This window comes from Microcoleus sp. Pol11C2 (assembly GCF_036701505.1).
GTDB lineage: Bacteria > Cyanobacteriota > Cyanobacteriia > Cyanobacteriales > Microcoleaceae > Microcoleus.
Genome location: NZ_JAUBQX010000019.1, coordinates 19,996 through 32,953 on the forward strand (window position 1 = coordinate 19,996; position 12,958 = coordinate 32,953).

At 44.9% G+C, this 12,958-nt stretch carries 7 protein-coding genes and 1 pseudogene; 3 read left to right on the forward strand and 5 right to left on the reverse strand.

What is annotated here, in order from left to right; translation table 11 throughout:
- Positions 1–472, reverse strand: a pseudogene (locus tag QUA42_RS13325) (hypothetical protein); the annotation flags it as partial.
- Between QUA42_RS13325 and QUA42_RS13330 the strand changes: the two are divergent.
- Positions 459–1,649, forward strand: coding sequence for an Ig-like domain-containing protein (locus QUA42_RS13330; protein ID WP_333137682.1), 1,191 nt, complete (start codon positions 459–461; stop codon positions 1,647–1,649). The pseudogene QUA42_RS13325 and the gene QUA42_RS13330 overlap by 14 nt on opposite strands.
- 256 nt (positions 1,650–1,905) lie before the next feature.
- Here QUA42_RS13330 and QUA42_RS13335 read toward each other — a convergent pair whose 3' ends face one another.
- The 4 genes from QUA42_RS13335 to QUA42_RS13350 form a co-directional block, all read right to left on the reverse strand.
- Positions 1,906–2,610, reverse strand: a complete 705-nt coding sequence (locus tag QUA42_RS13335) for a rhomboid family intramembrane serine protease (protein ID WP_333137683.1) — start codon at positions 2,608–2,610, stop codon at positions 1,906–1,908.
- A gap of 535 nt (positions 2,611–3,145) precedes the next feature.
- A complete protein-coding gene (locus QUA42_RS13340; RefSeq protein WP_333137684.1) occupies positions 3,146–4,243 on the reverse strand; it encodes a DJ-1/PfpI/YhbO family deglycase/protease in 1,098 nt (365 codons plus the stop codon).
- A 137-nt stretch (positions 4,244–4,380) separates the two neighbouring features.
- A complete protein-coding gene (locus QUA42_RS13345; RefSeq protein ID WP_333137685.1) occupies positions 4,381–5,139 on the reverse strand; it encodes an SDR family oxidoreductase in 759 nt (252 codons plus the stop codon).
- 258 nt (positions 5,140–5,397) lie between these two features.
- Complete coding sequence (locus tag QUA42_RS13350; RefSeq protein ID WP_333137686.1) at positions 5,398–9,258, reverse strand: PAS domain S-box protein; 3,861 nt, start codon at positions 9,256–9,258, stop codon at positions 5,398–5,400.
- 245 nt (positions 9,259–9,503) lie between these two features.
- Between QUA42_RS13350 and QUA42_RS13355 the strand changes: the two genes are divergently transcribed.
- Both QUA42_RS13355 and QUA42_RS13360 read left to right on the forward strand, forming a co-directional pair.
- Positions 9,504–11,678 (forward strand): EAL domain-containing protein, encoded by a 2,175-nt coding sequence (locus tag QUA42_RS13355; protein ID WP_333137687.1) that lies wholly within the window; start codon positions 9,504–9,506, stop codon positions 11,676–11,678.
- A 177-nt stretch (positions 11,679–11,855) separates the two neighbouring features.
- A complete protein-coding gene (locus tag QUA42_RS13360) occupies positions 11,856–12,800 on the forward strand; it encodes an NAD(P)-dependent alcohol dehydrogenase (protein ID WP_333137688.1) in 945 nt (314 codons plus the stop codon).
- The last annotated feature ends 158 nt before the right edge of the window (positions 12,801–12,958 follow it).

Consider the following 12,958-nt stretch of genomic DNA (forward strand, 5'->3'; position numbering starts at 1 on the left):
CATCACCGGGGACAAGTCCGGCAGCATCACCTGCAACATCACCGGGGACAAGTCCGGCAGCATCACCTGCAACATCACCGGGGACAAGTCCGGCAGCATCACCTGCAACATCACCGGGGACAAGTCCGGCAGCATCACCTGCAGCATCACCGGGGACAAGTCCGGCAGCATCACCGGGGACAAGTCCGGCAGCATCACCTGCAGCATCACCGGGGACAAGTCCGGCAGCATCACCTGCAGCATCACCGGGGACAAGTCCGAATCCAACTCCAACCACGGAGCCATTGCCGATACAGGTTCCGGGTACAAGTCCGAGCCCGACTGCGGGCGCGACAACTCCGAGTCCGAGTCCTTCGATCGTCCCGCTTCCAACTGCGGTGCCCCCAACTCCTCCGCCTTTGGGTGGCGGGCCGACTCCGCCGAGTTTTACATCTCCGACTCCTAACCAGCCGCCGCTCGTGGAAGCGGGCAAGACGGTGACTGGTTTGCAGAATTTGCCTCTGTCTCTGAGCATTTCGGCGCCCAGCGACCCGGAGGGCCAGCCACTGTCGATCGCGGTAGTCGGACTTCCCAATCCTACTTTTGGTCAGGTAATTACGGGTACGAACCCGGTCACCGTGAACCAAAAGTTAACAGTTCAGGATTTACTCGGGCTGAAATTCCAACCTGGAACAAACGTGATCGGGCAAGCCGGTTCTTTCAGCTACAGCGTAGCTGACGACCAAGGCGGCACGGCAGCAGCGTCAGTCGCAATTAACATCAATTCTTTTGATACCTCCGTAACTGTTCCAACTCTCCTGCCGCCGATTGCTGTGGATGACGGCATCGTATTTACCAATACGAATAATTTGCTGCCCACTTTCATCGACGTACTGGCGAACGATTCCAGCCCGCAAAAAGGGACGCTCAGCATTATCAATGTCAGCACACCACAACTGGGGGTAGCTGTAAATCTTGTCTCTCAAGTGCAATTCATCCCCGGCAACGTAGCGGGTACAACTGCTTTCACCTACAGCGTCAGCGACGGATTCGGGACAATTCCGGGCGTAGGTACTGTGACCGTTCAAATCTTGCCTGCAGATAGCGGGCCTAACAATTTGGTTGGAGGTTCTTTGCCTGACAACTTGGACGGTTTGGCGGGCAGCGATACTATTGATGGTCAAGGTGGCAACGATACGATTAACGGCGGTGTGGATAACGACGTGCTCGTAGGGGGCCTCGGCGCAGATACCATGACAGGGGGCGGCGGCAACAATCAATTCCGCTATACCAGCCCTGCACAAGGTGGCCCTGCCTTTGATGCGGCTTCTTCGGCGGCGATCGAGGCTGCGATCGCGGCGGGCGGATACGATGTGATTACTGATTTTAGCGGTCTCGGTGTGCCGATCGCCGATCAGTTTAATTTTGCCCCCGGATTTGCGAATCTCAGCGGTAACACCCAAGTTCTGCTGAATGTGCAGACAACGGTTTCTGCAAATATTCTGGGAGGAAGTGCTTTCTTGTTTGCCTACGATGCCGGCGGCAATACTTACATCATTTATGACGGCAATGGCAATAACCTCACCGGCAGCGATTCTCGCATTTTGGCGAAGTTAAATGGTGTAACTGGGGTTTCTTCTATTTCGGAATTTGATTTGACATTTATCTAGGAAGATAAGAGGTTTTAAACCGCAGATAAACGCAGATAAACGCCGATTTTGTTGGCAGTTTATCTGCGTTAATTTTTGTTCACCGGCGGTGAAAAATTAAATCTCATTATCTTCAGAAAACAATCCCAACCAAGAGCCAAGCATACCACCAAACTTTTAGAAAAATCAGAGGTTTTAAACCGCAGATTAACGCAGATAAACGCCGATTTTCTTGGCACTTTATCTGCGTTAATTTGCGTTAATCTGCGGTTTAAAATTAAATCCGATTATCTTCAGAAAAAAGCCCCAACAAAGGGCCGAGAATAGCGCCGAAAACAAAGCCGCCAGCGTGGGCCCAGTAGGCAACTCCCCCGGATTCCATGCCGACACTTGCCGGCGCATTCAAGGAAGCCAGGCCGCTCAATGCTTGCTGTGCAAACCAAAATCCTAGAAAGAAGAAAGCGGGAACTCTGACAGTGGTAATAAAAATTCCCAATGGAAGCAGTGTCAGAACTTTGGCTTGGGGATATCTGAGAATGTAAGCTCCCATGACGCCTGCGATCGCGCCGCTAGCACCTAGGGACGGAATGGCAGATGCTGAGGAAAAAAACCACTGAGTTAGTGATGCTAAAACGCCACAAGTAAGGTAAAATATTATAAATTTGACGTGTCCTAAACGGTCTTCTACGTTGTTGCCAAAAATCCACAAAAATAACATATTGCCGGCAATGTGGAGAAAGCCTGCGTGCAGGAATTGGGAGCTAATTAGTGTTGTCCATTCGGGAAATGGCGAAGCTGGCAGGGCAACCCGACACATATTGCTTAACTGGCAAGGAATTACGGCCCAAGAGTAGAAGAATTGGGTTAATTGTCGATCGCCCAAACTGAGTTCGTACAAAAATACTAATATGTTTGCGGCAACCAGCCCGTAGGTGACATAGGGAGTGATAGTAATGGGATTTTCATCGCGTAAGGGAACCACGGCCTTTTTTCCTCATCAAAATATTGGCAACACAGTAGCGCATTTATAGCCCAGGTGTCTCCTGTCTAAAGGAAGAGGGAACAAGTCAATCGATTTTAGATTAAAAAATTAAAGAATTAAAGAATTAAAGAATTGAATAATTGAAGAAAGCGACTTTACGGATGTATCCGGGGGCTGGTTAATCGAGGTGAGATTTTAGATTAAAGAATTAAATAATTGAATAATTGAAGAAAGCGACCTCACGGATGTATCCGGGGGCTGCTTATAGGATACTATATTTTTTATTTCTGCACGGAGGAATCCGGGGGCTTGTACTGCCCCCGGATGCCGCAAGCTTCCTTCAACCCCCCGTGTCCCGGTGAAACAAAAATAAAACCCTCCACCTTGCAGTTAGTTGAATATCGGCTTTTTAGTGTTGGGTTTTATTTTACCGCAAAGGCGTATATTATAGGATTGCATAGCAAGTTGGTAGTTGCGATATTGGTGGGGTTTTAACACGTCAACACAACTACAAACTTATTTATCCCCTTGCTGATTACATTTTTACAGCGGGGCTAGTCGAAGGTTTAGGCGACTTAATTTCCTGGGAAACTGCACGGGCGCGGAAGATTTTAGCAACGACTTGTTCACACTTAGACAAATCCGATTCTATCTCTGTCAAAATCGCAGTTGATACCGGATCAGTGAACTTGACCCGCAGGTTATTGATATCTACAACACCGGTTTGCAAATCACCTAGAGTGCTCCGCAGCAAGAACGTTTCATCTGTTCCTTGCATCGAGGCTTTTAATTTAGCGTATTTGTCCGCAATTTGGGCGGGAATTGAGGGCTTTTCACCTAAATCGTTGAGGCGTTTTTCGAGAGCGAGGATGTGGTGCTGTTTGTTTTGAATCATATCTCTCAATAGCGATCGCAAATCGCTGTCTTGGGTTTTTTCCGCATAATTTTGAAACGCTTCGCAAGCATAGCGTTCCCCTGCGAGGGCGGTATTCAAACCTTTAACAATGTCGCCTTGTGTAGAACCTCCCCAACCATTAGCTAATTTCCACCATTCTGCATTTGTGTCAGTTTCTTCTGGCAAACCGACTTCTTTTCCACCGTAACCGAGGCGAGCCAGAATTGCCGTGGTAAATATTGCTAAATCTCCCGGTTGGCGGGAAGTAATCAAGTTGCCGTCAACTACTAAAGCTTCGTTAATGTAGTTAGCCCCGGCATTAATCATGTCTTTTTTAATTGCCAAGAAACCCGTCGCATTTTTGCCTTTTAGCAAGTCAGCTTCAATCAAAACTTGGGGGCCGTGGCACACAGCAGCGACGATTTTTCCTTGCTCAAATGCTTCTTGTACAAAACGTACTGTATTGGGATTAGTCCGCATCATATCGGGAGCCATACCGCCGGGAATTATCACTGCATCGAATTCTGCGGGTATTGCTTCTGTGGTAGTTCCGTCAGCCTGCTGAGCAACTTTTCCTTGTTTCCCTGCATACTTTTCGTTTGTCCGCGAACCGAGGACAACTACTTCAAATCCTGCTTGTTTTAAGGCGTTGTAAGGAACTAGAAATTCGGAATCTTCAACTCCATTTTCAATGAGTATGGCAACTCGTTTGGTGTTGGTGCCGTTATTTGTTGTCATAATCAACTTTCCTCAGAGTATCTTTTTATCTAACGCTAAGTGATTTATAGAGTTTTTAGCGTCTTGCTAAAGTGATAAATTAGTTAGTTTTAAAATGTGTCAGCGTGAGCCTTGAGAGGTATTTTACAGTAATTGTCTCAATGCACGTAAGAGGCTCCGTTAATGTCGATCGTAGTCCCGGTAGCGTGTGCAGCTAAACCCGACGCTAAAAACGCGATAACATTGGCAACATCTTGAGGAGGAGCGATTTTGCCGATCGGGATATCGCGAATAATATCAGCTTCACCGAACTCCTGAATAAACTGATTAGACATTTCTGTACTGACAAATCCCGGTGCAACTGTAAATGCCAAAATATTATCAGCCGCAAACCCTCTAGCAATGCTGCGAGTTAAAGCAACAATAGCACCTTTAGAAGCGGCGTAGTGCAGATAATTCGGGTCATCGCCGCGAAAAGCAGCGCGACTTGCTATATTAATAATTGTACCGACTCGGCGAGTTTGAAAATGCAGGATAGATTCGCGGCACAAATCGGCAACGGCAACTAAATTTACTTGTAGAGTTTGCTGCCAAGCTGAAGACCAAATATCGAATTTGTCCTCTATACCCGCTGACTGCATAATCCCCGCATTATTAACTAAAATATCAATATGACCGCGCCATTTTAAAGCATCTCGCCACAAAGTCGAGGCCGCGTTTTCCACCCTCAAATCCGCTGCCAATAAATAACAGCGATCGCGCCCAACACTTGCTGCGATCGCTTCAGCTTCTTTCTGACTGCGAAAGTAATGCAAAATCACCTCGGCCCCAGCATTAACCAGAGTCCGCACCGTCACTGCACCAATCCCTTTCGAGCCACCAGTTACTAAAATTACCTTTCCGGTTAGATCAATCATTTCTTTATCTCTTTTCTCTTTCTCTGCCCCCTCAGCACCCTCTGCATTTAATAAAAAGAATAAATCTCCTTCACATACGAAATAGAATTGCTATATGATACAGCACATTCCATCCAATGTGTATGCCATTTCCTCAAGCTGATGGATATCTGCAATCGACCTCTCCAAAAACTTCCCAATCCTTTTCCCTGTGGGTTTCTATTGGAAATATAGCTACTGCTGAAAGCACTATAGCTTTTTTGTCCTTAAACTCGATAACTACAGTGGATTCGGCAGCAGAGGTCGAATTAACTCCATAATTCTATCAGAATTAAAATTATTGATATAATCAGTTAGTGCTTGGGCCAAACTTGCTTTGGATTCTGGAATTTGTACAATTAATTCATTCATAACTTCGGTATCGAGATAGTAAGCGGCGTGATACATTTGTTCTAACCACTGAGGGGACATCATGGATAGATCTTCTCCAGACACCGTTTCAACTAATTGTTTTTGTGGAGTTTGTTCTACGACTTCGTAGATATATTGCACTGGCAAATATTTAGCGATTTTGTCAAAGATGTCTCTCTGCTGAAATGGCTTGCTTATAAAGTCGTTAAAGCCAGCCATAACAACTTTCTCTCGCTCTTCTTCAAAAATAGTGGCAGTTAAAGCAATAATGACAGTTTCTTGGCTCTGAGGGCGTTCTCTAATATATTTACTAGCTGTGTAGCCATCCACGATCGGCATTCGCAAATCCATCAGAATCAGGTGCGGCCGCCAACTCTCCCACAAGGAGAGTGCCTCCACTCCCTGTTTTGCTTCTCTCACCTCAAAACCAACCGAGGTAAGGAACTCGACTAACAAGCGACGATTGTCTTCTAAATCTTCAACAATAAGAATGCGGTAAGTGGGTTGTCCGGGAGCTAAACCAATTACTCTTTGATTACTTGATTCTGGGGGTAAGGAGTCTGCTTGAGGTAACTGTACAGGAATCTCAAACGAAAAAGAGCTACCTCGGTGCAAAGTGCTTTTAACGCCAATTTGACCGCCCATGAGTTTGACGAGTTTTTGACTGATGGCTAAACCAAGCCCACTCCCTTGACTCAAATTATTCCCAGCTTGGGCTTGCACAAATACCTTAAATAGGCTATCAATTTCTGTGGGGGCAATTCCCACGCCTGTATCTTCAATTTCAAAATATAGGTGACAGGATGTTGTGTCTCTTTGTGTTGCTCTTACCCGTAGGGTGACGCTTCCTTTGTTGGTAAACTTAATCGCATTACCGAGCAGATTGACGAAGACTTGGTAGAGTTTTTTATTGTCGCTATGCACAAATCTAGGAATGTCGGGAGCTAGATCGAAAATTAGTTGCAATTCTTTAGATTGGACTTTAACTTGGAACATTTCTTCAATAGAAGCCAGTAAATTTGTCAAATCAAAGTCAGAAAGATTGAGTGTCATCCGTCCGCTCTCTATTTTGGATAAATCTAAAATATCGTTAATCAAGTCCAATAAATGTCTACCGCTACGATTGACAATTTGTAAACGTTCTTGAATAGAAGGAGCCAGATTTCTCTCATAGCTCATCAATTGCGTGAATCCCAAAATTGAGTTGAGGGGGGTGCGGAGTTCGTGGCTCATATTGGCGAGGAAGACAGTCTTGGCTTGGTTTGCTTCATTTGCCTGGTGAAATTCCAACTCAGCTTGTTTGCGATCGCTAATGTCAATTAAATATCCCAAGATTTCTACTGGTGTACCTGAATTATCTCGAATTAGCCTAAGCTGACTGAGCATCCAGCGATAAACCCCATCGGAGCGACGAAAACGGTATTCGTGTAAATAAAAATCATTAACCAATACATTTGGTAAGTCATTAAGCACGGGTTCTACATCATCTGGGTGTAAGTGATTCACCCAAAATTTAGAATCTTCTAAAAACTCGCTGCTTTCGTAGCCCAATATATCTTTGATATTTTCGCTGATGAACGTGGCTCCATAATCGCCAGCAGGTTTACTGCTAGAAATGACCACGGGGCTGTAGTTTAGAAGAAAATTGAGGCGATTTGTAGTAGCTTGCAAGGCTTGCTCAGCCATTTTTAACTCTGTTGCGTCCTCCTGAACGGCAACATATACAGTTCCGTATTCAGGATGCTCAAACCTGGATGTATGAACTCTGCACCAAAAGAGAGTTCCATCTTTCTTTCTATTGTGGACTTCATATTTCGCTTCGCCGGTCTGTTCAATTTGAGTGACGATATCTAGAACGGTTATATCTGGTGTAAAATTTGTATCGACATAATTCAAGACACCAAGGGCTTGACCTGCGAGTTCGTCCTCTGTGTAGCCAAACATAGCGTCAAAGGTAGGATTGGTGTAGACGATCATGAGGTCTGAGGCTTTGATTAAACACACTCCTCCTGCCATGTTATTCATGATAACGCTTTGAAGTTCTAGCGTTTTTTGAGCTTCTTTTCGAGCGGTAATGTCTTGGATTTGAGCAATAAAATGCAGTGGATTTCCCTGTCCATCTTGTACTAGCGAGCCATCAAGAAGAATCCAAATTATATGTCCTTGTTTATGGAAATACCGTTTTTCCAGTTGGTAAGTTGAAATTGTTCCTGCTAATAGGTGATGTGCATAACTAAGATCCGCGTCTAAATCGTCAGGATGGGTGATGTCTTGGAAAGTTAACGCTAACAACTCTTCTGAGGAGTAGCCAAGAATCTGACATAAGGCAGGATTAACTTTAATCCAGTACCCATCAAGTGAAACGATCGCCATCCCGATAGAAGCATCTTCAAACGCATGGCGAAACTGCTCTTCACTGTTTCGTAAAGCCATCTCAATTTGTTTGCGATCGCTAATATCGCGCATAATAACAGTAAATACCGTTTCATCTCTCATTTCCAGCTTAGAAATAGAGGCTTCAGCCGAAAACTGCGTTCCATCTTGACGACGACCCAAAATCTCGCTTCGTTCTCCCATCCTTCGCGCTCTGGTAGAAGACTGTGCAAATTGTTTGATATGCTGCGGATGTGCATTTCTAAACTGTTCTGGCAGCAGTAAATTCAGTGGCTTCCCTAAAATATCCTCAATTTTATAGCCAAACATCTTTTCTGCCCCTTGATTAAACAGGGTAATGCGTTGAGTGAGATCGACTGAAATAATTGCATCATTGGCGATTTCTAGAATTCCCGCAAAACGAGCCTGCGATTTTTGTAAAGCATCTGTTCGTTCAGCCACAAGAATTTCTAAAGTTTCGTTAAGTTTTTTAATTTCTTTTTCGGCTTTTTGGCGCTTGTAATCTATCTGGTTTAAAAAGCGAGCCGTCCCCAAGATGAGAATTGAGAACGTGACAACCATAACAGTGGAACGCAATGTATAGCCAAAATTAACGTTATACCAGCCTAAATTTTGTCCCTGAAGAGTCAACCAGTTCAGTGTCACTGGAAAGAGTGTCCCCCAAGGCAGCAACCACCGAACCATTACTCCGCCGACCAGCGGACTGCTTACTACTTGCATTAATCCTTCCTTGGGGCGGAGCCCTAAAATTCCTCCATAGAGGATGAAAAAGGTGGCGATCGTGTTTACGGGCTGAGTCGTCGTAATTGTAGCCAACCGTTCAAGAATATCGACATTGAATAGGTGTGCAAATAAAGCTAGTAGAGAAATTAAAGTTGCAACACTACTAAAAATCTGAGCCGACCAAGTATCCCGTTGGGAATTTTGCCCTAATAGTAAGAGTGCTAGTCCCATCAGCACAAAATTTAGGGCGGTATTTACTCCCATTCTTCCCGGATAAGGAGTCGCTGAAGACACGAAATCCCGGAATAGCCACTGATCAATACCCAGATTCCAACCAAAAATATACTGGCTCAGCGTCAGCAGACCGATGATGATTATGAATCCTGCCATCCCTTGAGCGATGCGATTGTGCAGTCGCGTTCTTTGGTACTGCAACAATCTCAAAGACCCTCCAGCCAGCAAAAAGCAAATTGCCGTGTTTGCTTTCATGGTCGAAGTCATACCCGGAAAACCACTTTTGAGTAGGGAGATGTCAAATTGCCAACCCAGCAGCACGAGACATCCGATCGCAATGACGAGTAGACTTGCCATTTGAGAAATCCGCTTGTTCATAAATCGGCTGCTGGGGTTGAAATACTCTTCTTCTGATGTTAGGCGAAGCGAAGAAGGGCAACCACGGGGGGACTGCCCCTAACCGAACTATTCAGATTTTGTAGGGCTGCGCCCCCTTGCCAACCCAATATATCGGGGCTCGCAGGACTTCTTTCTGCGTAAAGTGAGCTTGATAGGCTAATAATTCAACTATACTATTTGTGCATATGTTTATAGTCGTCTAGCAAGAAACTAGGGAAATCAGTATGATTATCGATAGAACTAGCGATAGGGTTAGCGATCAAGCTACACACTACCGAGGCAATATTTTAATTGTTGACGATCTGCCTGATAACCTGCGTCTACTAAGGGATACTTTGAGGGAAGAGGGTTATAAAGTTCGCAGTGCTATAACAGGGTCAATGGCGATCAGAGCCGCCCAATCGCCATCGACAGAGTTAATCTTACTAGACATTAAATTGCCTGATATTGATGGTTATGAAGTTTGCCGACAATTAAAATCTGACGAGGGCACCGCAGACATTCCAATAATTTTTTTGAGTGCGCTAAATGAAACTTTTAATAAGGTGCAAGGGCTGGCTGCTGGAGGGGTAGATTATATTGCTAAGCCATTTCAAGTGGAAGAAGTATTAGCTCGTGTCGAAACCCACCTAACGATCCGAAGGCTGCAACAAAGACTCCAAAAGCAGAATTTACGTCTCTTGATAGAAATTGAAGAACGGCAACGTCTCGAAGAGTCTCTCTTTGCCGAAAAGGAATTGGCTCAAGTGACACTGCAATCCATTGGCGATGCGGTCATTACTACTGATGCCCAAGGTAGGGTGAAATATTTCAATCCTATAGCTGAACGACTGACAGGCTGGAAAACTCAGGAGGTTCAAGGAGTTCCTTTCTCTACAGTCTTCCTAATTGTTGATCAAGTAACGCGAGAGCCAGTAGAGAATCCTATAAACAAGGCTCTATTAGAGCAGCGAATTGTCACCTTAGCTAACAATACTATTCTGATTGCCGATGATGGAACCGAGTATCCCATTGCTGACTCGGCAGCACCTATTCGAGACCGCCAAGGTCAAATTATCGGGGCAGTAATCGTCTTTCATGATGTTACTGAATCGCGCTATCTCACCCATAAACTGTCTTGGGAAGCCAGTCACGATGCCCTAACGGGGTTAATCAACCGTCGAAGATTTGAGCAGCAGCTAGTTGAGGCGATCGCCTCTGTTAAAGATAGCAATGAGCAGCACGCTCTCTGTTATTTAGATTTAGATCAGTTCAAAGTCGTTAACGATACCGTAGGTCATATTGCTGGCGATGAGCTACTGCGCCAAATCACCGCACTTATTCAACAGGGAGTCCGTGCTCATGATATGCTGGCTCGCTTGGGAGGTGATGAATTTGGTATTTTGCTCACTCAATGTTCGCTCTCTCAAGCAACTCAGATTGCGGAAAACCTCAAAGACCTAGTGCATCAGTTTCGGTTTATTTGGAATGGCAAAACCTTTATCATCGGAGTCAGCATTGGAGTTGTTGCTATTGACAAAAGCAGCCAAGATTTGAGGGAGCTTCTGGGAGCGGCTGATGCAGCTTGTTATGCCGCCAAAGCCAGAGGCCGCAACTGTGTTCATATTTATAGTTTAGATGATAGCGAACTAATTAAACAACGTGGTGAGAGGCAGTTGATTTCCAATATCAGCCGAGCGCTGGAAACCAATCGTTTTTCTCTTTATTACCAAAAGATTGTCTCTATTACCTCTAAACCATTAGTAGAGCATTATGAGATTTTGCTCAGAATGCTGGACGAAAATGGAAAAATAGTCTCTCCAAATGAGTTTATTCCCGCCGCAGAACGTTACGGATTGATAACAGAGATCGATTGTTGGGTAATCAAGACTTTTTTCTCTAATTATCACAAATTACCGGATAAAGATGTTATTAGTCAAGGCTTGTATACGATCAATCTCTCAGGGTCTAGCATTAGTAACAATCAGTTTCTGAGGTTTTTAATCGAACAATTTTCTCGCTACCAAGTCCCCCCACAAAGCATTGGTTTTGAAATCACGGAAACCGCAGCGATCGCAAACTTTGAGCAAGCCAGATATTTCATGAGCGAACTCAAAAAAATTGGCTGTTGCTTTGCTTTAGATGATTTTGGCAGTGGGTTGAGTTCCTTTGCGTATCTGATAAATTTACCAGTTGATTATCTAAAAATTGATGGTGCTTTTGTCAAGAATATTAGTCATAATTTGATTTCTCAAGCGCTGGTGGAAGGCTTTAATCGTATTGCCCATGCGATGAATCTTGAAACTATAGCTGAGTTTGTCGAAGACGAGGCTATCTTAAAAAAATTGCGGGAGATTGGAGTAGATTATGCTCAGGGTTATGGGATCGCCCGCCCCGTCCCTATTAATTTTAATCGCTAGCCATCGCACTCACCCAGCGAACCCATTCCCTCACGCCTGCGCCTTGTCTGGAGATTAGCAAGAGTCGATCGCCCGCTGCTACAAGGCTAGCTCAATTTACTGTGTCACATTTAGATCGAATGTGCTGTAATTGTAAAGGATTGAGTGTTGTATTGGAAATAAACCGGAAAATTGGCCATGAAAGCAGTTGCGTTCGATCGCTACGGTTCAGCCGAGGAATTGCAGTACCGAGAGTTGGAAAAGCCGATCGCCAAATCCAACGAATTGTTAGTGCGAGTTCGCGCTAGCAGCGTCAATCCCGTAGACTGGAAAATCCGGCAAGGACACCTGCAACTATTGACAGGATTTAACTTTCCTCGAATAGTCGGTTCTGACATCTCGGGAGTTGTCGTGGAAGTCGGCCGGGAAGTCACCAAATTTCAACCCGGAGATGAAGTTTATACTTTCTTAAATCCCATCAGTGGGGGTGCTTGCGCCGAATACGCGGTCGTGGCAGAATCGGATGCAGCAATTAAACCGAAAAACATCACTCATGCAGAAGCAGCAGGAGTACCGATCGCAGGTTTAACTGCTTTGCAATCGCTGAGGGATTTGGGTGAAATTCAAGCAGGAAATAAAGTATTGATTAACGGCGCTTCCGGCGGAGTCGGCACTTTTGCCGTGCAATTTGCGAAAGCAATGAATGCGGAAGTAACGGGAGTTTGCAGTGCTAAAAATAGAGAATTGGTCAAGAGTTTGGGAGCCGATTTTGTCCTGGATTACGCAGAAATTGACTTTACTCAACAAGCCGATAAATATGATATAATTTTAGATGCTGTGGGGACAAGAACATTTGCTGAATGCGAAAAAGTGCTGCAACCAGAGGGAGTTTATATCTCGACTTTGCCAAGTTTCGAGAACCTCACACCGATGTTAACGAGCTGGTTTATATCGGGTAAAAAAGCTAAATTCATTCTAGCCAATGCCAACCCCAGCGATTTAGAGGCTTTGCGGGAGTTAATAGAATCCGATAAAGTTGAGCCGATTGTCGATCGCACTTACAGCTTACAAGAAGTAGCAGCAGCCCACGCTTACAGCGAAACCGGCCGCGCGATCGGCAAAATTGCGATCGTGATTGAATAATGAAGGCACGACACGGGTTTTGACACCGCTACACGGATTAATTATCGATCGTTCCTTCTGCTGCTGAAGTCAGAATAAAGAATGAAGAAGGAAGTCGGAGCAATTATGAAATAACTATTCTCATTTACCCCTTTCCAATTACCAATTTCCAATTACCC